This window comes from Granulicella mallensis MP5ACTX8 (genome assembly GCF_000178955.2).
Classification (GTDB): domain Bacteria; phylum Acidobacteriota; class Terriglobia; order Terriglobales; family Acidobacteriaceae; genus Granulicella; species Granulicella mallensis.
Genome location: NC_016631.1, coordinates 1,663,876 through 1,689,550 on the forward strand (window position 1 = coordinate 1,663,876; position 25,675 = coordinate 1,689,550).

The window sequence follows — 25,675 nt, forward strand, 5'->3', positions numbered from 1 at the left end:
GCTTGGATTCAAGCCCCAAGTGCAACATTTGTGAACATACCAGGATTTTGCCAGAACTCAACGAAGTCGAAGGCTCCTTCTGGGAGGAAGAGTTCAGCTGGAGCTCGTTTTCCGAGTGATTTTCGGATGCGAGCATTCATGAGCATGGCGATATCGTCGAGCTGCTGTTGTGAGAAGTGACCGAGGTCTTGTCCCTTGGGCAGGAACTGTCGGAGCAGGCCGTTGGTGTTTTCGTTGATGCCGCGCTCCCATGGCGAGTGGGGATGGGCGAAGTAGACCTCGATGCCAGTCTGCTGTTCCAGCCACTTGTGCTGGGCCATCTCTCGTCCCTGATCGTAGGTCATGGAACGGCGCATCTGGGAGGCGAAGCGGTTGAGGATGCGGGCGAAGCCTTCCGCGCAGGTCTTTGCCGAGCCGTCTTCGAGCTTGACCAGGGCGAGGAATAGCGTGGTTCGCTCCACCAGCACTCCGACGCGGGACTGGTTGAGTCTGCCCTTGATCAGGTCTCCTTCCCAGTGTCCCGGGACCAGGCGAAGCCCCACCTCCTCGGGCCGCTGGTCGATGAGCTTGATGGGGTCGATGAAGTGACGGCGGTTGGGGTCCACAGCGGCCTTGGAGCGCGATCTGCGGCTCATCCGGCGGCGGCGCAGCATCGTCATCACGCGGGCGCGGAGTTCTCCCCGTGGCATGGCGTAGAGCGCGGTGTAGATGGTCTCGTGCGACAGACGCACCGGATCGGGCATACGCCTGAGTGTGAACCCAACCTGCTCCGGACTCAAGCCCCGGCCAAGCTCGGCCACGACAAGGTCCCACACGAGGGTGCCTGGAACCAGTTTGCGCGCAACCCGCGGCATGCGCTGCAACCTTCGGGCACGTCGATCTGCCGTCACCGCAGAATAGCCTCCGGCGATAAACCGGCGACCGCCCTTCGGACTAGGCTGCGCAACGTGCCAGCCATTACGACCCATCTCCCGGGTGACCGTGGACCGCGCCCGTTGGAGGCCGGCGGCTATCGCCGCCGGCCTCCAACCCATCGATAACTGCGTCTGCAGAAGACAGCGCTCCTCCATAGAAAACTGCTTGTACGTTCGACCCATGCAACATCTTCCTCCTTAGAAAAGAAAATGTTGCACTTCGAGTTTGAATCCAAGCAGGTTCCTCGGCTGCGCCTCGGAATGACAACTAGAAAGGCAACAGCAACAGCAAAAACGGCCCCTGATGGGGCCGTTTGATTTGTTATGAGTTGTAACTAGCGGTTGGCGGGTTCGAGAGGCATGGGCTGCGTGAGGCTGAAGATGATCTCCGTGCCTGCGTGCAGGGTCTCCTGGTTCTCATGCTTCAGCCACCAGACTGTGCCTACACCCGCGCCGATGCCGGCGCCAACGACCGCGCCTACTCCACCGCCGACTACTGCGCCCGTTACTGCGGCTGCGCCTGTGGTGAGGCCGAGGGTGGTTAATGTGCCTTTGCTGTGGTCGTTGCCGACGATGGTGCCTTCTCCGGAGACGTGCGAGTTGCGAATGTGCGCGAGGTCCACGACCTGGGCATCCAGACGATAGGTCACGCCGTCAGGCAGCGTTACGAACTCAGGCTGCAGATGAATGGCCGCGGAACCGCTGATGCGGCGGCCTTCGTGAAGATTGCTGACGCGGCCGCTGAGGATGGAGCCGGCAGGGATGATGACTCGGCCACGGTGCTCGATGTTCTGGGTGAGCTGGGTGTGGAAGGCAGCGCCGCGAGCAGTGGTCTGAGTCGAGATTTCGCTGTCGAGGACTGTGCGGAATAGGGTGCCTTCGGGCAGCTCATGGGCATTCGTTGGAACGTCGATGACGACGCCGCTGTTGATGTCATCGGTTACGGTCAAAGGTGCTTCGCGGCGAACGATCTGCGCGGTTTCTACAGAGCGTTGATCTGAATTGGAGGTGGGAGGGACATACGAACGATCATGCAGGACCGGAGCGGGTGCGGACGCATTGTCGACAGGGATGCCTGCGGAGGGCTTTTGATAGTGCTGGGGCGGAGCCTGGGTGGTCGCCGAGATGGAGTCGTTGAGATCTTCGGGGTGCGAAACTCCCGAGCTCTGAGCAAACAGAGGCGCTGCGAGCAGGAGGGAGGCAGCAGCGGTGAGACTGGGAATCGTGAGCTTCATAGGGCCGGTCCTCGCGTAAGGCGCAAAGGCGCTTGTTTAGAGGATAAAGCGGTAGGAGTGGCTTTGGTGGGAATCGTGCTGCGAAGGCATCCGGCGGGTTAACACGGGGTGTTTGTTGTTGTTTTTCTGGTTGTCATTCCGAGCGGAGCGAGTGAACCTGTTGTCTCCCGTTTTTTGGTTGTGTCTCCACAAATGTTATGTGGCAATGCAATCTGTGGTTTTCGGTTGTGGTCTGCGTGCGTTCTGGGAACTACGAACGAAGAACGGTAGGAAGCAGGTTCGCTCCCCTTCGGCTACGCTCAGGGTCGGAATGACAACCAGAAAGGCAAAAGCAACAGCAGATTCCCTGCGGGAATGACAACCAGAAAAACAAAGGCAACGACAACTACTTGCGTGGCCCCGTAGCGATCACGCGCTCGTAGTACTCCTCGTAGTGGGGGATGATGCGTGAGGCGCAGAACTTGTCCTGTGCGGTGCGGCGGGCGGCGAGGGACATGGCTTCGAGGCGCGTGGAGTCCGTGAGGAGTGAGAGTGCGCCGGCGGCCATGCCGTCGATGTCGCCAACTTCGTAGAGCAAGCCGTTGTTCCCGTCTTCGATGAGCTCCGGCACACCGCCCACACGGGTTGCGATGGCGGGAACGCAGCAGGCCATCGCCTCCAGCGCGGCGAGGCCGAAGGACTCCATCTCGCTCGGCATCAGCATGAGGTCGGCGAGTCCGAGGAGTTCGTTGACGTTCTCCTGCTTGCCGAGAAACTCGACGCGGTTGGTGATGCCGTGACGCCGGGCGAGGAACTCGGCGGCGGAGCGCTCGGGGCCGTCGCCGATGAGGAGCAGGCGCGACGGGACCTTGGGCGCGATGCGGGCGAAGACTTCGACGACGTCGAGCACGCGCTTGACGGGGCGAAAGTTGGAGAGGTGGACGAGGATGCGCTCGTCGGGGGTGGCGAAGCGAGGGCGCTGTTTGGCTACGAGTTCGGGATCGCGGGTGTAGAAGTCGCAGTTGACGAAGTTGCGGATCACTTCGATATCGCGCTTGATGCCGAAGGCCTCGTAGGTGCGATCGCGCAGATAGCTGGAGATGGCGGTGACGCCGTCGGACTCTTCGATGCCGAAGCGGGTGATGGGAAGGTACGAGCGGTCGAGGCCGACGAGGGTGATGTCGGTGCCGTGAAGGGTCGTGATGAAGGGGAGATGGAGGCCGCGCGCGGCGAGCATCTGGCGAGCGAGCAGGGCGCTGACGCTGTGCGGAATGGCGTAGTGGACGTGCAGGAGGTCGAGCGAATGAAGCTCCGCGACCTCGGCCATGCGGGTGGCGAGAGCGAGATCGTAGGGGGGGAACTCGAACAGCGGGTAGTTCGAGACCGGGACCTCGTGATAGTGAATGTTGGCCTCGCGGCCGGTGAGGCGGAAGGGCTGCGAGTAGGTGATGAAGTGGATCTCATGCCCGCGTGCTGCGAGTTCGATGCCCAGTTCCGTGGCAACGACGCCGGAGCCGCCGTAGGTGGGGTAACAGGTGATACCGATCTTCATAGGGGGCTCGCGCTTCTCCGCAGATATCTTGGAACGGTACATCTTGGAACGGTACGTATGGCAGGGTAGTTAAGTCTCTGGGCCGGTGCGAACGAGAAGCCTTGACGCAAAGGTCGCGAAGAGAAGAGCCAAGTTTTGCTACGGCTGCCGTGGTGAAGGTTAGCGTTCGTGGTTACTCCGCATTAATGGGTTTCAGCTTCCCATAGTGGATGAGTTCGAGGCCTGAAAGATGCAGGGAAGATTCCAGCAGGGCTGTGCGCTCGACCTCTCTTGTGACGCGGAGCCTTGTAGTGACGGCGTCAAGGTCGCGGTCGTTGTAGCCGGGGTGGCAGACGAGCTCCCAGTGTCCTTCGGGCATGGCGTCCAGCATGGCGCGCAGGGTTGAGGAGTCGAGACGGCCCGTTGCCGAGATGCCGATGGTGCCGTTCGTCGTAAGGATACTGCCGGAACGAATCTGCGGCAGAGCTTCGAAGCGTTTGCGAAGGGAATGGAGCAGCCGGACCTGAAGGCCGCGTATCCAGCCGCCCTTGCCGATGGCCAGGCTCCAGGGCTCTTCAAAGGGGTTGCGGACGGCGCCGATGCCGTTTTGTTCGGCGACACTGAGCAGAGGGCGGGCGACGCTGGGGAGCATGTGGGTGTGTTTGTGGGTGTCGAGGTGCGTGACCTGGAGGCCCGCCTGCCGGATGCGTTGGATCTGCGCCTGGGCCTCGCGCGCGATCTCGTCGCTGTTGATCCTGCCTCGTAGGGCGGCGCTGAGAAAGCTGGAGAGCGTGGGGCGGAAGCTTTTGCCATCGGGGCCGAGCAGGGTGGGGATGCTCTGTGGGGGAGAGAGGGGAATGCCGTCGGTGAGGACCACGTGGCAGCCGACGCCGAGTGTGGGGTTTGCGTGGGCGATGGCGATGGCGTCGTCGAAGGCCGGGCCGTTGGCCATGAGGGTGGCGGAGGTGAGCACGCCTGCCTGATGGAGCTCGAGGATGGAGCGGTTGATTCCGCGGGTGAGGCCGAAGTCGTCTGCGTTGATGATGAGGCGGGTGGGCATAAAAGGATTTGAATGAGTTTGATGCTGTTTGTTCTTTGTCGTCTCAGGATGACGGCGGAAACAAACAATGACCTTACACGCTATACTAAGGTCTGATTCGGGCAGCATCTGCTATGAGGCGGAGCGGCACTGGAGAAGACAAAGTTATGAGTCTCACCCAACTTCGCGATCGCGGAGCATCGGCGTCCACGCCAAGAGTTACGGCTGACGTCCTCCTACAGAAAAAACGTGCGGGCCAGCCGATTACGGCGTTAACCGCGTATGACTTTCCTACAGCACGCCTTGTCGATGAGGCGGGGATCGACCTTGTGCTCGTCGGCGACTCCGTCGGCATGGCGGTTCTGGGTTACGAGAACACTCTGCCGGTCACGATGGAAGAGATGCTGCATCACACACGGGCCGTCTCGCGCGGGGTGCGGCGGGCGCTTCTGGTGGCGGACATGCCCTATGGTTCGTACCAGGCTTCGGTCGAGGACGGAATCAGGAACGCCGTGCGCTTCGTGAAAGAGGCGGGCGCGCAGGCGGTAAAGATCGAGGGTGGCCGTAAGCATGTCGATCTGATCGCGCGTCTGGCGGATGCCGAGGTTCTGGTTGTTGGCCATATCGGCCTGACGCCGCAGTCGGTGCATCGCATGGGTGGTTATCGGGTGCAGGGGAAGTCTGCGGAGGCGATGGATGCTTTGTGTGCGGATGCCCAGGCGCTTGAAGCTGCGGGTGCGATTGCCATTGTGCTGGAGGGCATTCCTCGCGAGCTGGCTACCGTGATTACCGCCAGGAGCGGAGTGCCGACGATCGGTATCGGTGCTGGTCCTGACTGCGACGGGCAGATCCTGGTGTTTCATGACCTGTTCAACCTGACGTTTTCGGCGCCTGCGAAGTTCTCGCGCCGGTATGCAGATGGAGCGGAGTTTTTCTCGCGAGCCATCGAGCAGTATCGCGACGATGTTGCCGGGCGCTCCTTTCCGAGTGATGCCGAAAGCTACCACCTGCCGCGTGAGGTGCAGTTGCCGCGCGAGGTCCAGGCTGAATCGGATGCGGAAGAACCGCATCTGTGTAAGGCGTAGGGGCAAGGCATCGAGATGAGAATCTGTCGCACCATCAGCGAGATGCAGCAGGCGTGCCGAGAGCTTAAGAGAAGCACCGCACAGGAGCGAGGTCTTGGCTTTGTTCCTACGATGGGAGCTTTGCATGTCGGACATCTCTCGCTGGTTGCTGCCGCGCGTGCGGAATGTGATGCTGTGGTGGCATCGATCTTTGTTAACCCGCGCCAGTTCGGTGTGGGCGAGGACTACGAGATCTATCCCCGGGAGTTTGAAGAGGATTGCCGCAAGCTGGAGTCTGCCGGGGTGGAAATTCTCTTTGCACCCACAGTAGATGAGATGTACCGGCCTGGTGCGACTACGTTCGTCGAGGTCGCAGGGATTAGCGACCGGCTGGATGGAGCTTCGCGGCCCGGCCACTTTCGCGGCGTAGCAACGGTGGTTGTCAAGCTATTCAATATCGTCGGGCCCGACAAGGCTTACTTCGGACAGAAGGACGCGGCGCAGGTGGCTGTGCTGCGGGCCATGGTGCGCGATCTGAACTTTCCTGTGGAGCTGATTGCCTGCACAACGGCTCGCGAGGACGATGGCCTGGCCATGAGTTCGAGGAATCGGTATCTCTCTGCTGAGGAACGACAGCGAGCTCTTGTTCTTTCCCATGCGTTGCAGGCTGCGAAGTCTCTGGCGAAAGAAAAGGGCAGCAATGCGCAGATGTTGCGCGAAGCCATGCTGCAGAAACTTACTGCTGAGCCTCTGCTGCGCATTGATTATGCGGCAGTCGTCGATGCTGACACGCTGGAGCCCATTGAGGATCTAAGCAACGGGGCGTTGGTCGCGCTTGCTGCGTGGTTCGGGAAGACACGCCTGATCGACAACGTTCTGCTGGAGCCGGTGACGCATGTCTAGGAACATTCTGCTCGGTGTATGCGGCGGTATTGCGGCCTATAAATCCGCGGAGTTGGTGCGCGCTTTGCAGAAGCAGGGCATGGAGGTTCGCGTCGTGATGACGAAGGCTGCCGAGGAGTTTGTGCGGCCTTTGACCTTTGCTTCGCTGACGTCGCATAAGGTGTTTACCGATCTGTGGGATTCGAAGGTGGAGGCCGAAAAGGCCGGGTTTTCGATTGAGCATATTACGCAGGCGCAGTGGGCCGATTTGCTATTGATCGCTCCGGCCACGGCGAATACGATGGCGAAGTTTGCCCAGGGGCTTGCTGACGATTTTCTTTCGGCAACGTATCTTGCGACGACTGCTCCGGTTGTCTTTGCGCCGGCGATGAACGTGAATATGTGGAATCATCCCGCTACGCAGGCGAATCTGCTCGCGTTGCAGCAGCGTGGGCACCGGATCGTCGAGCCGGAGAGCGGCTATCTGGCCTGCGGCATGACCGGCAGCGGCCGGTTCCCGGAGATTGAAACTATTGTGGAGTCGGTGCTGGGACAGTTGCAGGTGCAGCGCAATCTTGCGGCGGAGACGGTTCTGATTACGGCAGGCGGTACACGTGAGCCTATCGATCCGGTTCGCTTTCTCGGGAACCGCTCCAGCGGCAAGATGGGCTACGCACTGGCTGCTGCCGCGCAGCGCCGAGGAGCGCGGGTGATTCTCGTGACGGCTCCCACTGCGCTTGCGACGCCGGAGGGTTGTGAGGTCGTTCGGGTCACGACGGCGGCGGAGATGCAGGCTGCTGTTCTGGCGCATCTGCCGGAGGCTACCGCTGTGATCAAAGCGGCGGCGGTTGCGGACTTTCGCATGAAGCAGGCTGCTGCCACGAAGTTGGAGCGCAAGGGATCGCTCACTCTGGAGCTGGAGCCTACAGACGACATCGTTCGCAGCGTGGTGGAGGCGCGGAGGCCGGGAACGCTGGTCATCGCCTTTGCGGCGGAGATGGGGCGGAATCTGGAGAGGGCTCGCGAGAAGCTGTTGCGGAAGGGCGCAGATGCGATTGTGGTCAATGACGTGGCCGTTGAGGGGTTGGGCTTCGATTCTGACCGGAATGCTGCGACACTGTTAACAAGGGTGCAATCGATCGATCTCCCAGAGTCATCTAAGAGGGAACTTGCGGAGCGGATTCTGGACGAGATGCTTCGTCTGAGGGCTTTGGTTCCCCGAACAAAAGCGAGAGAAGCGCTGAGCGTTTGAGCCAGGCGCAGCATCGGTGAGTTGCACGAAGGAGTTTTCATTGTCATCGGTAAACAGCACGATTGAGTTGATCCAGATCCAGGAGAATCGCGGAGAAACGCCTGGCCCAACGACCTGTAGTTCCAGGCTTGTCAGTCCACCATGGACGTTCGACACGCAGACGCCGGAGTATGGTCCCGGAGCTTCGATGGAGGATTTTATTCCCTCCGATGCTCCTCGTCAGGGACAGATTCCGAAGGAATATCGCAACGCCAGCGCGGAGGAACTCGACCTGCGCATTCGCGCGGCAAAGCATGCTCTGGGAGAGCGTGTTGTGATCCTCGGCCACTTTTATCAACGCGATGAGGTTGTGAAGTACGCCGACTTCGTTGGCGACTCCTTTCAGCTCGCGCGTGCTGCGACGTCTCGGCCTGCCGCCGAGGCGATTGTTTTTTGCGGCGTGCACTTTATGGCGGAGACGGCGGATATGCTCTCCGGCCCGAAGCAGTCGGTGATCCTGCCGAATCTTGCTGCTGGATGCTCCATGGCCGATATGGCCGATATTGACTCCGTCAGCGAGTGCTGGGAGCAGTTGGAAGAGGTCTACGGAACGGCTCCCGATGCGAGCGGCCGCGTGCCGGTGATTCCTGTGACCTACATGAATTCGTCCGCGGCGTTGAAGGCTTTTTGCGGAGAGCGTGGGGGCATCGTCTGCACCTCGTCGAATGCCGCTGCTGTGCTGAAGTGGGCGTTTGAGCGTGGTCAGCGCGTACTGTTCTTTCCCGACCAGCACCTCGGCCGCAATACGGCGAAGGCCATGGGGATTTCTGTCGACAAGATGCCGATGTGGGACCCTCGCAAGCAGCTTGGCGGCAATACTTCGGAGGCGCTTGCGGAGGCGCAGGTCATTCTGTGGCATGGATTCTGCTCCGTGCACAAGAGGTTCAGCGTCGAGCAGATTGACGCCGCGCGTGCGCAGTATCCCGGGGTTCGCGTGATCGTTCATCCCGAGTGCCCGATGGAGGTTGTCGATGCAGCGGATGAGTCCGGTTCCACGGACTATATCGCGAAGGCAGTTGCTGCCGCTCCTGCCGGGACGACCTTTGCTATCGGCACGGAGATCAACATGGTGCAGCGCTTGGCGAGCCAATATCCGCAGCATACGATCTTCTGCCTCGATCCGGTGATCTGTCCCTGCTCGACGATGTACCGCATTCATCCGGCTTACCTGGCGTGGGTGCTGGAGTCGTTTGAGCGCGGAGAGGTTCTCAATCGGATCGCTGTTCCTTCTGCGATTACCGTGCCCGCGCGGGTGGCGTTGCAGCGCATGCTCGATGTGGTCCCAGCGCCCGTTGCGAGAGTTGGCCAGTGAGCGAAGTCATCATCGTAGGCAGTGGCATCGCCGGTCTTATCGCAGCCATCGAAACAAGCCGCCAGCATGTAGTTACTCTGATCACCAAAGCAGAGCTGAGCGAGAGCAATACACGTTACGCGCAGGGCGGTATCGCCGTTGCGCTCTTTGCGGATGACAGCGTCGCCGAGCACGTGGCGGATACTCTGCGTGCAGGGGCGGGCCTCAGTTGCCCGTCTGTGGTGGAGGTGCTCTGCTCTGAAGGACCGGCTCGCGTTCGCGACCTGATACGGCTGGGTGTTGAGTTTGACCGACGTAATGGGGAACTCGCTCGCGGCCTGGAAGCTGCGCATTCGCGTCCGCGTGTGCTGCATGCGGGCGGCGACGCTACGGGGTTTGCGATTGAGTCGGCACTGGTGCATGCGGTGCGCTCGGCTGCGAACATCACGATCCTGGAGCACACCTTCGTCAAAGACCTGATCGTGCGTGACCGCAAGGTTGCCGGAGTAGAAATCCTGAATGAGGCTGGCGAGGCTCGTTCGCTGAGCGCCGATGCCGTGGTTCTGGCCAGCGGCGGAGCGGGGCAACTGTATCCGCATACGTCGAACCCTTCTGTAGCTACTGGAGATGGTTCAGCGATTGCGCTTCGTGCCGGAGCCGAACTGGCGGACGTGGAGTTCTACCAGTTCCATCCGACGACGCTGGCGGTACCGGGCAACTTCCTGATCTCGGAGGCTCTGCGCGGCGATGGCGCTGTGCTGCTCGATTCCGAAGGCCATCGCTTTATGCAGGCGGTCCATCCGGATGCGGAGCTTGCGCCGCGTGATGTTGTAGCGCGGGGTATCGCGGAGCAGATGGCCAAACAGAACGGCGCACCGGTCTTTCTGGATGCCTCTGCGCTGGGTGCGGAGTTTCTCAAAGAGCGCTTCCCAACGATTGACGCAGCCTGCCGCACCTATGGATTCGACTGGGCGGTTCAGCCTGTTCCTGTGACTCCGGCAGCGCACTATTGGATGGGCGGCGTGCGGACGGATGAGTGGGGACGCACTTCGCTACCGGGATTGTTTGCCGTGGGTGAGGTGGCCTGTACGGGTGTTCATGGAGCCAATCGGCTTGCTTCGAACTCGCTGCTCGAGAGCCTGGTGTTTGCGTGGCGTTGTGCGAGTCTTCTGCTGAATGAAGAAACCTTCAGCAAGGCGTGGCCTGCTTTCAGCAAGAGTGAGGTTCATGTGCTTCCCGCAGAAGAGAACAGTACCGCGACTCCAGTAGATCGTGCGGCGTTGCAGAAGCTGATGTGGGAGACCGTGGGCATCTATCGCGATGCGAGCGGGCTGAAGCGGGCGGCGGAGCAACTGCGTGGATGGCGTCGTGACGGTGCAACGGTGAGTGATTGTGAGACCGCGAACCTGCTTGATCTTGCACGCGTGATGGTTGCGGCGGCGAATATGCGGCAGGAGTCGCGTGGCGCGCACTGGCGCAACGACTTCCCCGAGACCCTGCAGAGCTTCCAGCACCACCAGAACTTTCGCAGAGAGGTAAGCGCGTGATCGTTCCGCAGAATCTTATTGATCAGGCTGTGAGAGCGGCCCTGGCTGAAGATGCCCCTTGGGGAGATCTGACGTCGCAGACATTTATTCCGGAGTCGGCGATCGCTTCGGCTCTGCTGGCCGCGCGCGAGCCGGGTGTCTGCTGCGGAGCCCAGGTCTTCACCACGGTGATGGGACTGACGGACGCGAGGATCTCGACTGTCTTTCATGCGGAAGAGGGCGAGCGCTTTGATACAGGCGATACGGTTGCAACGGTTATCGGTCCTGCGCGATCTGTGCTTCAGGCCGAACGTGTTGCGTTGAACTTTATGCAGCGGATGTCAGGGATTGCAACGCTGACTGCGAAGTACGTGGCCGAGATTGCAGGCACGCGAGCGCGCATCGTGGACACGCGCAAGACAACGCCGGGACTTCGTGTGCTGGAGCGCTACGCAGTGCGCTGCGGCGGCGGAATGAACCATCGCTTTTCGCTCTCCGACGCTGTGATGGTGAAGGACAACCATCTTGCTGTGCTTACTGCGAGCAGCAAGCTCGGCGTGACGGAGGCTCTGCGCGAGGCGCGTTCGAGGCTTCCGCATACGGTGCACTTCGAAGTGGAAGTCGACCGCATCGACCAGATCGAGCCTGTGCTCGCTGCCGGGGTCGATACGATCATGCTCGACAACTTTACGCTTGAGGAACTGCGGCAGGGAGTTGCCCTCGTCGCCGGCCGCGCGCTAGTGGAAGCCAGCGGTTCGGTGAGGCTTGAGACTGTGGGCGACATCGCTCGCACCGGTGTCGATATCATCTCGGTGGGTGCGCTTACGCATAGTGTGCGTGCGCTGGATCTTGGGTTGGATATTGAGATTGAGGCTGTTGTGTAAGGGATTTTGCTTTGAGTTGCGAGTGATGAGTCGCGAGTTGCGAGTTCGGAGCTTGAGGCGGAATGAACTGTTTCTTTAATAGGAGCATGGCTTGTGATCTATCTCGATTCGGCAGCGACAACAGCAGTCCGCCGCGAGGTGCTCGAGGCGATGTGGCCCTATCTGACTGCGGAGTTCGGCAATCCTTCGAGTCACCATTCGCTGGGTGAGGCTGCGGCTCAGGCTCTGAAAACAGCACGGGCAACGCTTGCGCAGTTGCTCGGCTGCCGGGCCAGCGAGATCATCTTTACCTCGGGTGGCACAGAGGCAGATAACCTCGCGATTAAGGGCATTGCGCTGGCTGCTCCACGAGGCCGCCATATTGTGACCACCACGATTGAGCATGAGGCAGTGCTGGAGTCCTGTGACTACCTGCATCGGCATCATGGTTTTGAGATCACCTATTTGCCGGTTGATCGCCAGGGTCTTATCTCCCTTGAGCAAGCGGCAGCAGCGATTCGTCCGGATACGACGTTGTGCTCGATCATGCTGGCCAATAATGAAGTAGGAACGATTCAGCCTATCCACGAGCTCGCTGGGATAGCTCATGCTGCGGGTGTTCCGATCCATACAGATGCCGTGCAGGCCGCTGGGGCGCTTGATCTGAATGTTGGCAATCTTGGGGTGGATGCTCTTAGTCTTTCAGGCCATAAGTTCGGCGCACCAAAAGGAACGGGGCTGCTCTACCTGCGAGGCCGGTTGACGATTGAGCCGGTGTTGCATGGCGGTGGGCAGGAACGTGGTCGCCGGTCGGGAACAGAGAGTGTTGCGGGAGCTGTAGCTCTGGCCAAAGCCTTTCAGATGGCTGAGACCTCAAGGCTCGAGAGCGCGCAACGGCTCAGTAAACTTCGCGATGATTTTATTGCTGCTGTGCTCTCCTTTGTTCCGAGTGCGATCTTGACTGGCGACTCTGTGAAGCGTCTGCCGGGCAGCGCGTCGTTCTGTTTTCCGGAGACGAGCGGCGAGGCTGTGCTGCTCTATCTGGAAGAGCACGAGATCATCTGCTCCAGTGGATCGGCCTGTGCTGCCGGAGCGGATCACCCATCGCATGTGCTTCTGGCGATGGGACTGGAGCCTGCGATCGCTCAAACGGCTGTGAGGTTTACCTTGAGCGAGAGTACGACTGCCGAGGAGTTAAGCAGGGTCGCGCTGACGATACGGAACGCGATTCATTCTCTTACTCGATCGAAGTAAGTTCTTCTTGTTAAGCGAAGAGCCGTACCTTTTCAAGTAAAAGGTACGGCTTCTAAACGCAGGAAAGAGATCCGGATGTCGAGTGGTGACTAGCTCATCACTCATCCCTACATACTTCCCAAATCTTATCCGTGGTCCCTAAGACCTAGCGACGGTCGTAACGATGATGCCGGTAATGGTGGTAATGACGGTGATGGCGATGTCCAACCGCAATGACAACTTGTGCGTTCGCTGGAGCAGCTAGCGGCGCAAGGAAGAGTAGGAGGAGCAAGCCAAGCGTAAATTTTCTCATACTCTCTTCGATGTCGGGTTGGTTGGAGGGGTTGTTGTCTTCAGCAATAAATATTTCTACATCAGTAAGTTGCCGGTTTTCGAATATTGAAGATGAGGCCCTCACGAATAAGTCAAAGCCAAAAATGGACGCCAGCCTTAGCTGGCGTCCACAAGTTGCAAGGGCAGAGGAACAATCTAAAAGATGTACCGCAGTGAGATCTGCTGGATACGCGGCTGGCTGAGCGTATGGGTGTATTGGCCCAGGGTACCGGTGCCTACCGAGTTCTTGAGCGAGGTAACAGGGTTTGTATCGAAGCGAACGGCATTGGTCACGTTGAAGACCTCCCAGTCGAACTTGAGACCCTGGCTATCGGTAATTCTCCACGTCTTCATCAGACCGGTGTCCGCTCCGAAATATCCATCGCCCCTGTACTTGTTCCGCTGGCCGACCTCGCCCGGTAGAGGATAACGGAGGGGTGTGGTGCCTGTGTTTCCACCCACAAGTCCAGAGATGCCAGCCACCAAGGCCGTTGCGTTCGGAAAGACGTTAGGGGAACGTACGCCATTGATCTTGGTCTTCTTTGGGGCAAGGGCTCCTAGTGGAGCCGTTTGAATCGTGTAGCTTTGCTTCGGCCATGCTGTCATCCATCCACCGGAGATCTGGAGGCCGAAGGGCAGGCCGCTGGTCCAGCGTCCGAGACCGTTGAGCTGCCACCCACCAAAGATCGCGTCAACCCATCCACTTGGACTGTTCAGGAAGGCTTGTCCTCTTCCGAAGGGGAGCTTGTAGACAGCGTCTGTGGTGATGATATGCGTGGTATCGAAATCGGCCACGCCCTTATTGAGAGAGGGGTTGAAGGAGTTGATGAGAACGCCGGTGGAGGCATCCGCCGTCGTACCGATGGCCGTGCAACTGGTGCAGGTACGTTCCGTATCGGAGCCAATATCGATTGCCCTGGAGTAGGTATAGCTGAAGTCCATCTGCAGACCATGGGACATGGCATGACGAAGAATGAGCTGTCCTGCGTCATAGGTGCTGAAGCCGATGGTGCTATCGGCGTAGAGTGAGCTGAAGGCGCCGTTATAGTAGCGATACAACTGTCCTCCGCAACCGGGGGAGCAAAGCGTGTCCATGAGATTCAGATCGTCCGTCGCGTTCAGCGGCTGCGCTTTGTACTGGTTATAGATATTCTGCGTGGCTGAATTTCCAGGCTGGCAGACTGTCTTGGGACACGGTATGGAGGCCTGGGGAGAGCCTGCAGCTCCTGCTGCATCGGGGAAGAGATTCTCCCAGTAGGGAATCTTCGCGACGCTGGCTGTGGGGACTCCCTTGCTGCCGTTGGCGTAGGCCTGCTTCTCCAAGAGGGAAGCGGCGGTGAAGTAGTCCATGCCACTCTTTGGGTCGACCAGATCAAGAGGCATTCCCAGATCGCGCTGTACGATCAGGTGCCGCCCTATACGACCGACATAGGCAGCTTCCAGTACAAATCCTTTGGGTAACTCACGCTGTACATCCAGATTCATCGTGTAGGAGTAAGGAGTCTGGAGCTTGTCGTCCATGGCCCACGCAAAGGCCTGGCCGGATGCGGGCGGCGCGTAAGGATAAGTGATTTTTGCCGCCGGTGCAGGCAGGAGGCTGGGAGGCAGGATGCTTGGAGAATAAGTCGGCAGGGTCGTGATGCTGGTGAAGCGTGGGGCTGTGTCCGGACTGAAGAAGCCTGCCGGTGTGGATTCTGAACCGCCGAGACCATACGAACCCAGCTCCGAGAAGTTACGCACTACACCTTCACCGAAGTGATCGAAGTAGAGGCCAAAGCCGGCGCGGATCGATGTCTTGCTATCGATTGCGTAGGCGAGTCCCAGGCGAGGAGAGAAATTCTTCCAGTTCATGGGGAAGAATGGTTTTCCGCCGTTCGCCTTTCCGGAGGGGGCGAAGGTGAAGTTAGGTTGATCGACGATACCGAGGGCTGCCTGGGAGACGCGTGTATTGAACCAGTCGTGCAGGCTGATGCTGGGCTGCACCTGCTGGCCATGAACCTCATAAGGCGTTTGCAGGATGGTGTGACGTATGCCGTAGGTGAGTGTGAACTTCGATGTCGCTCTCCATTGGTCCTGGAAGTAATACTCAAATTCATTGGCTTTGAAGTTACGCTGGACCAAGGCTCCCGTGTTCAGGAGGCTGGCCGTGCCATCGCCATTGGCATGGTATTGATAGGCGATAGACTCCGAGGCCACGACACCTGCTACGCCCATTGCAAGGCTGCTATAGGAAGAGCCGAAGGAGGAGATGACGGGAGCGTAGTTAGCCGCTATGCCTTCTGGTGAGGCAGGGTCAAGGGTTTGTCCGGTGTTGGAGATAGCATCGAAGTTTTCACCCGAGCTGGCAGTCGCGGAACTATACGATTTTGAATCGGTCGCAATGCCATCTTCAACTAAACGGTAATTGACGCCGAACTGGAAGTTATGGGAGTTCTTTGTCCAGGTGAGGTCGTCGATCAGGTTGTAGAAGGGGACAAGGATGATCTGGGTACGTGCTGTAGAGAAGGGAAGCCCTATGACCGTCGGTGTCGTGTAGGCGGTCTTCCCAGGCCCCTGATCGGAGTAGCTTTGGCGCGTGTATCCAAAGCGTACGTTATTGATCAGGTTATTCGAGATCATCCACGTTTCACCGATAGCGAATCCTTTGGTGCCGTCGCTATGAATGTCTGAAGGTGGTTGCGCTACTGGAGAAAAGTAGCCGGGTGCTCCGAACGTGGGAAAGGCGGGCGGAGAGAGTTGTTTGTCATCCTGAAGGTCGGCACGGAAGAAGAGGCGATGCTTCTGGCTGATCACATAGTCTAATCGCATAATGCCTGTGTTGAGGTTGGTTGGGTTCGGTGCGGACCAGGTGAAGCCTGAGGTGTTATAGGTGTCTCCGCCAGGAGTGTTGGGAAGGGGAAACTCGTTTGCGAGGGCGATCACATTGGGATCGACACCATGCCCCCAGGGACAGCTTGACGTGCAGTTAGGATCAAGCACGGCAAACTGAGCAGGTGTGAGCTGAGCGAGATAAGTGCCGGTTCCCACCTGGCCTACGACGTTGCTTCCCGTCGCATCGCCCGTGGTGTATTGGAGTATCCCGCTGCGCAATGCGGCGGTAGGTACTGTAGTTGTGATTTGCTGATTTTCCGCTGTACGCTGGCTCTCATAATTCCCAAAGAAAAATAGCTTGTCCTTGAGGATTGGGCCACCTACTGCCACGCCGAAGGTATTGCGGATGAGCTTTCCGGCCTGGTTGGGTATGTGCTCCAAAGCCTGGGACTGCTTATTAAACCAGTCATTGGCTGAGAGATCGGTATTGCGGTTGTACTCGTAAAAGCTTCCGGTAAATTTATTCGTGCCTGCTTTTGTAACCACGTTCACCTGGGCTCCGGATGTGCGGCCAGAGTCGGCATTATTGCCTGTGGTGGTAACGCGAAACTCTTCCACCGAGTCCAGGGTAGAACGAAGAACGCCATTGAAGGCTAGTCCGGTAACCTGATCGTTATTGTCCAGTCCATCCAGCGTGACGTTGCCCTGATCGGAGCGGGCACCCGCCACTACACCGCTGCGGCTGTCTTCATTTGCCTGGGTGAGGTTGTGCCCCAGGTAGAGCACTCCAGGTTGAAGACTGAGCAGATCCGGTACATTGCGTCCTTCCATCGGAAGAGCCTCAACTGTGGCGCTGTTCACGGAGTTACCGATGGTGGCGTCGGTAGTGTTGAGCGCGGCCTCCGTGGCTTCCACGCTGACTGTTGTCGTGTCCGATACGGACAATGCGAAATTGACGGTTGCGGGTTGAGCTACGAGCAATTCCACAATCTTCTCTGTCTTCCCCATTCCCGGAGAGGAGACGGTAATTCCATATTTTCCAGGCACAAGCTGTTGGAACTGATAATCGCCTTTTTCGTCGCTGACCATTGTTTTATGAACATTGGCAACCTTATCCATTAGATCAACCGTTGCACCGGGAATCGCTGCGCCTGTTGCATCGGTAATGGAGCCTCGAACGGAGGTAGTCGACTGTTGACAATCCATCCGGCAGGAGAGCAGCAGGACAAACACAAACAGGAGCGGCAGATAAAAACGTTGCATACGAATCATTGATAGGTCTCCAAAATATTGTGGAATGTAGGCCTGATGGCCTCCGATATGCTCTGGCTTTAGGTGCACGACCGCTGTCCCGTTTAAATCTCGATGAGAAGTCATCGGAAGGAACAGACTGTATAGGCAGAACCGTGGCCATCTTGCGATAGCCCGGCAACTATGGGTTGTTCTGAATTTTTATTCTGAGACGAGTTGATAATCCCACGTATTGCGGACGCGTTAAAGCGAAAAGGTACGAAATGCCTAGGGAATGGCCGGTTTCCGAGCTTCGGCACGTTAGCGCTTCAGTATCATCACGGATTTCGCTCTATTTCGCTTGTGAGGTTTGCGTGTTGCCGTTACGCTCGCCGAGTAATCCAAAATAGGAAGCTGCTACCCACTGCAAATATCAAGTAGCCCCATGAAGGGTGCTTGTATCCCTTATCTTTCCAATTCCAAATAGATAAAGAGAGCTAATCATGGCAATGGTTACAAGGCGGGACTTTACTCTCGGAGCTGCAGGACTGCTGGCTGCGCACACCTTTGGCAGAAAACTGTTCGCTCTTGCCGCAGAGTCCTCTGCCACGGATCTAACGGCTCTCACTCTGGCCGAAGCTAGTGCCAAAATTCGCGCGGGGACTGTTACCTCTACTCAGTTGACCCATGCCTGCCTGGAACGCATAGGAATCTATGGGCCTAAGCTGGACTGCTTCATCACCGTGATGCGGGATAAGGCGCTTGCCCAGGCCGCGATGCTGGATGGAGAACAGAAGGCAGGGAAGCTGCGTGGACCCCTGCATGGAATCCCTGTTGCGCTTAAGGACAATATCGATACGGCCGGTACGAGAACGACAGCGGCGAGCGGTGTGTTTCAGGACCGTGTTCCGATGGAAGATGCGCCGGTTACGGCTCGTCTGAAGGCTGCCGGCGCCGTGATTATCGGTAAGACGAATCTGCATGAGTTTGCCATGGGCGCTGGGGATGTTTCCTTCTTTGGTCCGGCACGGAATCCATGGGCGTTGGATCACAACACTGGGGGATCGTCGTCAGGTTCCGGTGCTGCCATGTCAGCCGATCTCTGCTACGGATCGTTAGGTACAGATACTGCCGGTTCTATTCGCAACCCCGGTTCGTTTTGCGGAGTTGTAGGAATCAAGCCCACCTATGGCCTTGTGCCGATCCGTGGCATTGCTCCTCTTGTTGTGTCTCTGGATCACTGTGGCCCGATCACCAGGACGGTAGAAGACGCTGCCATCATGCTGAATACTCTGGCGGGCTACGACAAGCTGGATATTACCAGCGTCGATCATGCGAAAGAAGATTATGTGGCGGGCATGAAGCAGCCTATTGCAGGCTTGCGACTTGGCGTTCCTGTTGGTGCCTTCGATGGGGTCAATGAAGAGGTAGGTCAGATTGTGCAAGTGGCGATCGACTTACTCGCCAAGATGACGAAGGGTGTGAAGGAGGTTAGCCTGCCTTCTACCAATGAGGTCTCCTATCAGAACTTTGCTACCTTTGGCGAAACCTATGCCTATCATGAGCAGTTCTTCAAACTGCAGGCATCGCGGTATCAGCCGATCGATAGGCGCAGGCTTGAAGCAGAGGTCGAAGCGCATCCGAGGGCGGAGGATTACATTCGGCTTCGCTGGGAGCTCGAGATGCTTCGTCGAACGATAGACGATGCTTTCGCTGACTTCGATCTTGTTCTGCTGCCAACCCAGAAGACAACGGCGCCGGTGCTGGACGACATGATCAAGAGAAATCTGCAGTTGCTGGCTGGTCCTACAAACGCCGTCATGACGGGAGGTGTGGGCTCACCTGGTGGTGGATCCAATGTCGGGACCTATAACGCCTATGGCATTCCCTCGCTGACGATTCCTTGCGGTTTCAGCAAAGAAGGCCTGCCCGTCGGCTTAATGATCTGCGGGCCACATTTCTCGGAGTCAAGAGTGTTTGCTCTCGCCAATGCGTATGAAAAGGCAACTTCCTGGCATAAGCAGAAGCCGCCGTTGACACCGGATACTCCGGTCCCGCCGCTTATTACTCATTTGTAGTGCAGGTACAACCTAAAAGGCCCAACAAGCAAAAGGAGCGTACGAAAAGATGAAGCTTACACGACGTGGATTTGGCATATTGGCCGGTGGTGCAGTGATTGCGGAGACGCTTTTGGGGAACTGGCCGATGCTGGCACAACCTGCAGCCGGTGAGGTTGCGGATGCCGATAAGTTATCCGCCATGAGTCTGACTGAAGTTTCGGAGATGGTTCACAATAAAACCATTACTTCGACCCAGCTTGTCAAAGCCCTGCTGGACCGGATCAATGTCTATAACCCCAAGGTCAATTGTTATGTCACGGTGATGGCGAAGGAAGCGCTAGGGCAGGCTGCGCAACTGGATGCGGAGCAGAAGGCTAATAAGTTTCGTGGGCCGTTGCACGGAATCCCAATCGCGTTGAAGGACAATATCGACACCGCCGGCACGAGGACTACGGCTGCAAGCCCCATGTTCAAAGACCGTGTCCCGACGGAAGATGCCGATATCGTGCGCAGGCTGAAGGGGGCGGGAGCCATTATTCTTGGTAAGTTGAATCTCCACGAATTTGCTCTTGGATGTACGGGGGATATCTCCTACTTCGGGCCGACGAGAAACCCCTGGTCTCTGGAATATGTAACGGGTGGATCATCGGCAGGTTCCGGAGCTGCGGTATCGGCCGCTCTCGTCTATGGCGCGCTGGGGACGGATACAGGAGGCAGCATCCGGTGTCCGTCCGCATGGTGCGGCATCGTCGGCCTGAAGCCGACGGTTGGACTGGTCTCGATCCGAGGCATTATTCCCTGTACCGCCGATCTCGACCACTGCGGACCTATGGCACGTACGGTAGAAGATGTGGCACTGATGCTGGGCCAGATGACGGGCTATGACAGCCTGGATATCTTTAGTGTTCAAAGTACTCCCGAGGATTACGTAAAGGCGATGAAGCAGCCGGTCTCCAGCTTCCGCCTGGGGACGCCGCAGTCGTTCTACGATCACCTCGATCCGGAGATCGATAAGGCTGTAAAAGCGGCGCTTGAGGTGCTTACAAAATTAACTGCGGGCGTTACTTCAAGCGCTCCTCTCTGGGATGGAAGTCCTGGCGCCGGTACAGGGGATGCTGATTTCTATCATCACGATCTGATCGAGAAATATGGCCTGAACTATATGCCGCCGACTCGTGCTCGCTTTGAGAAGCTCGAGAATCCTCCGCCGGGAACGAAGGTGCCTACGGCTGCCGATGCCGCACGGGCACACCAAAAGTTGATGACGACCCGCCGCATGATCGACTCATCCTTCAAGGACTTCGACCTGGTCGTTGTTCCGACGACCAGGCTGCTCGCACCGAAGATTAATGATTCACTTGCCATTGAAGCGAAAGGCGGTGGTTTTGGTGGAGGGGCAGGCGGGGCCTCTGGAGGTAAGGTCTATGACTGGTTTGCTCCAGGTGGCGGTTGCATGAACACTTCTCCCTTTGATGCTTATGGGGTTCCAGCGATCTCTCTGCCATGCGGATTTACTGAAAGCGGGATGCCGATCGGACTGATGATTGCCGGTCCACATTTCACGGAAGGAAAGGTGTTGGCCCTTGCTTATGCCTATCAGCAGGCTACCCAGTGGCATAAGAAACAGCCGCCATTGACTGCTGAAACCGTAGTTCCACCCATTATTGAGAGTAAGTCGAGCCCCGAGAATAAATAGTGTTGGGCAATGCGTCGTCTTCGTCAAGATAGGGTCGAAAGGCTGTGGTGTTTGCTATATCCTTTCGACCGTTACTCTCCGTCGGTATCCTTTGCGCCCGCCAGACTAGAATAACGCTCGCAAGAATTGTCGCCGCTCCCACGATCTGCATAGGAGAACACCTTTCATGGACAAGGCCAATCCCCAGCATCATGGCTACGATCGGATTGACATAGGCTGCCGTTGAGACGAGAGACGCAGGCTCATGTGAGAGAAGCCAATGGAAGGCCGTAAAGCCAACGACAGATCCGCCCAGCACGAGATAGGTCATCCCTAAGAGTGGTTGATAGCTGAACATCTGGCCGATCGATGGAAGGTGTGCTCCTTCATGCAGAGCACGCGAGATGGCCAGCAACAAGAGGCCCGAAGAGGTCAGTTGCAAGCCCGCCGTCTGAAGAGGCGAAGATGGCAGCTCTATTGCTTTGAGTGTCAGAGTTCCTGCGGACCATACAAAGGCAGCTGCCAGAACGGCGCCTGCAGCAATGGCAGAGAGCATTTGGCCGCGATGAAAGGTAGCTCCTACTAGAAAGGGCATGCCTGCCATGCCCATGAGCAGTGGAAGCAGAACGCGTGCCCTAAGGTAGTTGGTGCGCAGGATCAGGCACTCACCCAGATAGGTCCATAGGGAAGTAGTGGAGATAAGAACTGCGACGAGCCAGGAGGTGAGGTGTATCTCCGCCCAGAACACAACAGCATAACCGAAGGCGAACATCGCTATACCGCTAAGGACGCTATTCAAAACCTGGCTACGGCTGGGAAGAGTATTCCCCCTTATGACAAGGCTCAACAAAAGTAGAATCAATCCGCTCAGGATGTAACGAATGGACGCAGCCAGCATCGGCGGAATCACTTGCACCACAAGACGTACTGCCAGGTACGATCCACCCCATAGCAGATAGACAGCGGCATAAGCGGACACGCGCTTGATGAGCATATTTGATTTTATCAACTAAAAATAGGTTTTCATCCTATTTCGCTTGCCTGCAAATATTTTGTACGAGAGAACAGTGATGAGGGATATAGATGAAGATGCTTAACCGTCGTGAGTTTGTCGTTATGAGTGCCGGTGTCGCCGCATTACAAGCCGGAGCGCCTCTACAACAGGCCTTTGCCATGAGCAGTGATGGGGACAAAGAACTTACAGGTCTTACTTTGAGCGAGGCCTCGAAGCGCATTCATGCTGGGAGCGTGACTTCGACGCAGTTGACGCAAGCCTTGCTGGATCGCATCAAGATCTATAACCCCAAGGTAAATGCATTTATTACGGTAATGCATGCTGAAGCTCTGGAGCAGGCTGCCAAATTGGATGCCGAGGCAAAGGCGCGTAAGTTTCGCAGTCCATTACACGGAATTCCTATTGTCCTGAAAGACAATATCGATACTGCCGGGACACGAACGACTGCCGCCAGTGAGGTCTTCGATGACCGCATTCCGGAGCAGGATGCAGAAGTTGTGTTGCGCTTGAAAGAGGCAGGCGCCGTCATCCTGGGTAAGGCGAATATGCATGAGTTTGCTTCGGGAGGATCTTCTGCTTCGACTTACTTCGGTCCGGTTCGCAATCCATGGGCGCTGGACCACATTCCTGCGGGCTCTTCCGGTGGCTCGGCGGCGGCAGTGATCTCGGATCTGGCTTATGGTGCACTGGGGACGGATACGGGCGGATCTGTTCGAATGCCGGCAGCCTATTGCAGTATCGTCGGTCTGAAGCCTACTTATGGTCTTGTTTCGATTCGCGGCATTATTCCTTTAACCTATTCGCTCGATCACTGTGGCCCTATGACGAAGACCGTGGAAGATGCAGCGATGATGCTGAACCACATGACCGGTTACGACAAACGTGACGTCGCCAGTGTGGACCATCCCAAGGAAGATTATGTCGCTTCAATGAAGCAGCCTGTTTCTTCTATACGGCTGGGAATACCGAGAGCTCCCTTCTACGATCTCCTGGATCCTGAGACATTGAAGGCGATCGATGCAGCGATAGAAGTGCTGTCGAAACTAACCAAGAGTACGACCGAGTGTCATCTGCCGAGTACGGCCGGTTTCAGTGCGCTGGCGTTAGGTGGTGAGCGAGAGGCTTATCATCTTGAACTATTTCGGCGGAACGCGCAGCGGTACTCGCTAGGGGTGCGCCAGAGCCTGCAAACTGCGCAGAAGACGATGGATGACGTCACCTCGGAACCATGCTCTGAGAAGGTCGTCGATTATGTGACCTCGAACTGGCAGCTTATTCTCACGCGTAAGAGCATTGACGATGCCTTTACTAACTTCGATCTCGTTGCGCTGCCTACGATGCGTATTCTGCCGCGGACGATCAATGACGCGCTCAACCGGGAGGAAGAGATCAAACAATTGGAGCCCGAGGTCATCTCCAACTGCACGCCGTTCAACATCTTTGGACTGCCTGCAATTTCTATTCCGTGCGGATTTTCAGCAAGCGGTCTGCCTATCGGGTTGATGATTGCCGGGCCGCGTTTCTCGGAGGGCAAGGTGCTTGCACTTGCCAATGCCTACGAGCAGGCCACGCAGTGGCATACCAAACGTCCTGCTCTAAGTCCCGATATGGTGGTTCCACCGGTTACGCGGAAGATATAACTGTATCTTCCACGGCATGACGGGGCGGGACTTTGGTCCCGCCGTTCATGCTTTTTGAGTTATAGGATAATTTTGTCGAAGAGCTACTTACAGTAGAGCCAGGTTCCAGTTACATCTGGTAGTTGGACGATGCAATTTCCTGAAATCCAGGTGTGTCTCGCAGGTTAAAGAACCTTGGATCCTGCTTGATAAAGATGGTCTTCATGTCTCTTACTTCATAGGCCCTGGAGAGGCTTTCCAGTGCCTGCTCTTTTTGATTGAGGATAGCGTGTACTGCCGAGATATCGTAGGCAGGGAAGCAGGCATCGTTACTTCGGCTCTTGAGCCCGTTGAGGATTTCATTGGCCCTGCGTGCATCGCCACTACCCGCATGAGCATAGGCCAGGAGTGCCTGGCTGTAGAGAGAGTGGTTCGATACTTCTACGGCCCGGTTGAAGGCCGCCATCGCGTCGGTCCAGTTGCCACGCTCGGATTCGATGCGACCGAGCATGGCATATCCCATGATGTATTGGGGTTCTAACTCAACCGTGCGTCGAATAAAAGAAAGAGCACTCTCATAGTCGCCACCATAGAAGTAGGCCAAAGAGACCTGGTTGTTCACGGGGGGCGCGAGCGGCTCGAGGCGGTGAGCATGAAGGGCAAGACTGATAGCCTCTTCGTGGCGTCCCTGCGATCCCATCAGGCTGGAATAAAGCTGGATCGTTCTTCCATTCATCAGGCCCGAATCAACGAGCTGCTTGCATTCCTGCTCCGCCTTGGACCATTCCCAGGTGCAGTTCGTCAATACATTGATAAGGGCATTGCGGACGGTTAGAGAACTTCTGTCGAGCTTGATCGCCGTCTGTACCGCTTCGTAGGCGCTGACAGCGGCCTGACGCGCGGGTAACAGGTGGTTATAGGACATGGAGACATACGAGTTTGCCATGCCGGCATAGGCTAGAGCGCACTGTGGATCGATCTCCAGGGCATCCTTGAAGTATCCGATCGCCTTCATCAGTGTTGCGCGGCTGCGCTGGTTCCAGAAGTGAAGGCCTATTCTGCATGCCTGTTCGGCGAGGGAGTGAGTTGCGGAAGGTTCGGAGGGGGAAGGTTTTGTTCGATGAAACGTTTGCTGCGGTATTCCAGAGATAATGCGCGAGGCCAGCGATGACTGCGATGTCAGAAACCCTTGTTGTTCGCAATCGAAACGGTCAGACCAGAGACATCGCAGATCGGAGCCATCGATGAGTTGCACAAAGACCCGTATCTGATTGCCTGAATGGCGCATCGTTCCGCTCAGAAAGAGGTCGACAGAGAATTCCTTCGCGACGGTCTTCATAAAGCTCAGGCTGCTGGTGCCGGGCGAGGGAAGCGCTTTGGCGGGAAGGATGATGGTATGTAACTGGGTGCGAGCCAGTTCGGCGGTAAGTTCGTCGCGGAGGCTATGGATGAAGCGATCCATCGTCTGGCGTTGCATGATGCGGTCCGCGGCCGTGTGGACTAACTCGAAGGGCAAGGCAAGAATACGCGGATAGCTTGCCGCAGTAGGTTCAGGCGAACTTGTCGGGGCTTCGGCTCGTTGGGCATGTAGTTCCTGGGATGCCTGTTTGCCATAAGTAGAATTCATGGCGGAACGAGCAATCCACCATTGTTCCAGTTCACGACGGTAGGCATAGATGCTGCCTAATTTGCTATGGTGCTGACGCCGAACCGGCAGGCCTTCTCTCTTTTCCCAGAGCTGGACGGTGCGTACTTCTCTTCTGAAGAACGACGCAACTTCTTTCCACGAATCGAGCCGTTCTCTCGGCCATTCCGGAGGAAGGGGCATTCCACAATCTTGAAACGATGAAGGATGCATCGTGGTCGGGCCTCCTGTAGATAGCTGTGCCAACTCCGTCAACGCAAGCGTTGCAGAGGGAAGACGTCAGTTACTTGGGAACCTGAGAAACGGTCGTGGATATAAAAGGACCTGTATATGGGTGTATCAAAGGTTATGTCTACCGTCAAGCATTTACTTTACGAACAAATCTCAGGAAGGTATCGATGAAACAACGAGCAAGACCGTGACTAGAAAGTCGAGATAC

17 protein-coding genes are annotated in these 25,675 nt (G+C 57.2%); 10 read left to right on the forward strand and 7 right to left on the reverse strand.

Features of this window, described 5'->3' with window-relative positions:
- Window positions 1-8: 8 nt before the first annotated feature.
- The 4 genes from ACIX8_RS07085 to ACIX8_RS07100 all read right to left on the reverse strand — a co-directional run bounded on the left by ACIX8_RS07085 (window position 9) and on the right by ACIX8_RS07100 (window position 4,719).
- The gene (locus ACIX8_RS07085; protein ID WP_014263695.1) at window positions 9-1,097 is read right to left on the reverse strand and encodes an IS30 family transposase; all 1,089 of its coding nucleotides are present in this window, start codon (window positions 1,095-1,097) and stop codon (window positions 9-11) included.
- A gap of 152 nt (window positions 1,098-1,249) precedes the next feature.
- On the reverse strand, window positions 1,250-2,149 hold the full coding sequence (locus ACIX8_RS25450; protein WP_014264653.1) for a hypothetical protein: 900 nt from the start codon (window positions 2,147-2,149) through the stop codon (window positions 1,250-1,252).
- Window positions 2,150-2,534: 385 nt separating this feature from the next.
- Window positions 2,535-3,680, reverse strand: coding sequence for an N-acetyl-alpha-D-glucosaminyl L-malate synthase BshA (bshA, locus tag ACIX8_RS07095; protein WP_014264654.1), 1,146 nt, complete (start codon window positions 3,678-3,680; stop codon window positions 2,535-2,537).
- Window positions 3,681-3,852: 172 nt separating this feature from the next.
- Window positions 3,853-4,719 carry a ChbG/HpnK family deacetylase gene (locus ACIX8_RS07100; RefSeq protein ID WP_014264655.1) on the reverse strand — a complete coding sequence of 289 codons (867 nt, stop codon included), beginning with the start codon at window positions 4,717-4,719 and terminating at the stop codon, window positions 3,853-3,855.
- A 146-nt stretch (window positions 4,720-4,865) separates the two neighbouring features.
- On the opposite strand from ACIX8_RS07100, the gene panB reads away from it, so the two are divergent.
- The 7 genes from panB (at window position 4,866) to ACIX8_RS07135 (ending at window position 12,869) form a co-directional block, all read left to right on the forward strand.
- Window positions 4,866-5,783, forward strand: coding sequence for a 3-methyl-2-oxobutanoate hydroxymethyltransferase (gene panB / locus ACIX8_RS07105; protein ID WP_014264656.1), 918 nt, complete (start codon window positions 4,866-4,868; stop codon window positions 5,781-5,783).
- Between the two features lie 15 nt (window positions 5,784-5,798).
- Window positions 5,799-6,665, forward strand: a complete 867-nt coding sequence (panC, locus tag ACIX8_RS07110; protein ID WP_014264657.1) for a pantoate--beta-alanine ligase — start codon at window positions 5,799-5,801, stop codon at window positions 6,663-6,665.
- Complete coding sequence (coaBC, locus tag ACIX8_RS07115) at window positions 6,658-7,896, forward strand: bifunctional phosphopantothenoylcysteine decarboxylase/phosphopantothenate--cysteine ligase CoaBC (RefSeq protein WP_014264658.1); 1,239 nt, start codon at window positions 6,658-6,660, stop codon at window positions 7,894-7,896. Before panC ends, coaBC begins: the two co-directional genes overlap by 8 nt.
- A gap of 40 nt (window positions 7,897-7,936) precedes the next feature.
- Window positions 7,937-9,247: a quinolinate synthase NadA gene (gene nadA, locus ACIX8_RS07120; RefSeq protein ID WP_014264659.1), complete on the forward strand. Its 1,311-nt coding sequence runs from the start codon at window positions 7,937-7,939 to the stop codon at window positions 9,245-9,247.
- A complete protein-coding gene (gene nadB / locus ACIX8_RS07125; RefSeq protein ID WP_014264660.1) occupies window positions 9,244-10,773 on the forward strand; it encodes an L-aspartate oxidase in 1,530 nt (509 codons plus the stop codon). The genes nadA and nadB overlap by 4 nt, the downstream gene beginning before the upstream one ends.
- On the forward strand, window positions 10,770-11,636 hold the full coding sequence (nadC, locus tag ACIX8_RS07130) for a carboxylating nicotinate-nucleotide diphosphorylase (RefSeq protein ID WP_014264661.1): 867 nt from the start codon (window positions 10,770-10,772) through the stop codon (window positions 11,634-11,636). Before nadB ends, nadC begins: the two co-directional genes overlap by 4 nt.
- A 93-nt stretch (window positions 11,637-11,729) precedes the next feature.
- On the forward strand, window positions 11,730-12,869 hold the full coding sequence (locus ACIX8_RS07135) for a cysteine desulfurase family protein (RefSeq protein ID WP_014264662.1): 1,140 nt from the start codon (window positions 11,730-11,732) through the stop codon (window positions 12,867-12,869).
- 468 nt (window positions 12,870-13,337) lie between these two features.
- On the opposite strand, the gene ACIX8_RS07140 is transcribed toward ACIX8_RS07135, so the two are convergent.
- Entirely contained in the window at window positions 13,338-17,264 is a 3,927-nt protein-coding gene (locus tag ACIX8_RS07140; protein ID WP_014264663.1) for a TonB-dependent receptor, read from the reverse strand.
- Between the two features lie 461 nt (window positions 17,265-17,725).
- Between ACIX8_RS07140 and ACIX8_RS07145 the strand changes: the two genes are divergently transcribed.
- The gene (locus tag ACIX8_RS07145; protein WP_014264664.1) at window positions 17,726-19,300 is read left to right on the forward strand and encodes an Asp-tRNA(Asn)/Glu-tRNA(Gln) amidotransferase GatCAB subunit A; all 1,575 of its coding nucleotides are present in this window, start codon (window positions 17,726-17,728) and stop codon (window positions 19,298-19,300) included.
- A gap of 49 nt (window positions 19,301-19,349) precedes the next feature.
- Window positions 19,350-20,978, forward strand: coding sequence for an Asp-tRNA(Asn)/Glu-tRNA(Gln) amidotransferase GatCAB subunit A (locus ACIX8_RS07150; protein WP_014264665.1), 1,629 nt, complete (start codon window positions 19,350-19,352; stop codon window positions 20,976-20,978).
- On the opposite strand, the gene ACIX8_RS07155 is transcribed toward ACIX8_RS07150, so the two are convergent.
- Window positions 20,944-21,951: an EamA family transporter gene (locus ACIX8_RS07155; protein ID WP_014264666.1), complete on the reverse strand. Its 1,008-nt coding sequence runs from the start codon at window positions 21,949-21,951 to the stop codon at window positions 20,944-20,946. The two genes, ACIX8_RS07150 and ACIX8_RS07155, sit on opposite strands and share 35 nt — an antisense overlap.
- Window positions 21,952-22,040: 89 nt before the next feature.
- On the opposite strand from ACIX8_RS07155, the gene ACIX8_RS07160 reads away from it, so the two are divergent.
- Window positions 22,041-23,612 (forward strand): Asp-tRNA(Asn)/Glu-tRNA(Gln) amidotransferase GatCAB subunit A, encoded by a 1,572-nt coding sequence (locus ACIX8_RS07160; protein ID WP_014264667.1) that lies wholly within the window; start codon window positions 22,041-22,043, stop codon window positions 23,610-23,612.
- A gap of 109 nt (window positions 23,613-23,721) precedes the next feature.
- Here the strand turns inward: ACIX8_RS07160 and ACIX8_RS07165 are convergent, their stop codons facing one another.
- Entirely contained in the window at window positions 23,722-25,218 is a 1,497-nt protein-coding gene (locus ACIX8_RS07165) for a TPR end-of-group domain-containing protein (RefSeq protein WP_150110516.1), read from the reverse strand.
- Window positions 25,219-25,675 lie beyond the last annotated feature (457 nt).

Excerpts from the sequence above, each read along its gene's own strand:
- ACIX8_RS07085 (WP_014263695.1), bottom strand. The coding sequence starts at position 1,097 with ATGGGTCGAACGTACAAGCAGTTTTCTATGGAGGAGCGCTGTCTTCTG.
- ACIX8_RS25450 (WP_014264653.1), bottom strand. The coding sequence starts at position 2,149 with ATGAAGCTCACGATTCCCAGTCTCACCGCTGCTGCCTCCCTCCTGCTC.
- bshA (WP_014264654.1), bottom strand. The coding sequence starts at position 3,680 with ATGAAGATCGGTATCACCTGTTACCCCACCTACGGCGGCTCCGGCGTC.
- ACIX8_RS07100 (WP_014264655.1), bottom strand. The coding sequence starts at position 4,719 with ATGCCCACCCGCCTCATCATCAACGCAGACGACTTCGGCCTCACCCGC.
- panB (WP_014264656.1), top strand. The coding sequence starts at position 4,866 with ATGAGTCTCACCCAACTTCGCGATCGCGGAGCATCGGCGTCCACGCCA.
- panC (WP_014264657.1), top strand. The coding sequence starts at position 5,799 with ATGAGAATCTGTCGCACCATCAGCGAGATGCAGCAGGCGTGCCGAGAG.
- coaBC (WP_014264658.1), top strand. The coding sequence starts at position 6,658 with ATGTCTAGGAACATTCTGCTCGGTGTATGCGGCGGTATTGCGGCCTAT.
- ACIX8_RS07140 (WP_014264663.1), bottom strand. The coding sequence starts at position 17,264 with ATGATTCGTATGCAACGTTTTTATCTGCCGCTCCTGTTTGTGTTTGTC.
- ACIX8_RS07145 (WP_014264664.1), top strand. The coding sequence starts at position 17,726 with ATGGCAATGGTTACAAGGCGGGACTTTACTCTCGGAGCTGCAGGACTG.
- ACIX8_RS07150 (WP_014264665.1), top strand. The coding sequence starts at position 19,350 with ATGAAGCTTACACGACGTGGATTTGGCATATTGGCCGGTGGTGCAGTG.
- ACIX8_RS07155 (WP_014264666.1), bottom strand. The coding sequence starts at position 21,951 with ATGCTCATCAAGCGCGTGTCCGCTTATGCCGCTGTCTATCTGCTATGG.
- ACIX8_RS07160 (WP_014264667.1), top strand. The coding sequence starts at position 22,041 with ATGAAGATGCTTAACCGTCGTGAGTTTGTCGTTATGAGTGCCGGTGTC.
- ACIX8_RS07165 (WP_150110516.1), bottom strand. The coding sequence starts at position 25,218 with ATGAATTCTACTTATGGCAAACAGGCATCCCAGGAACTACATGCCCAA.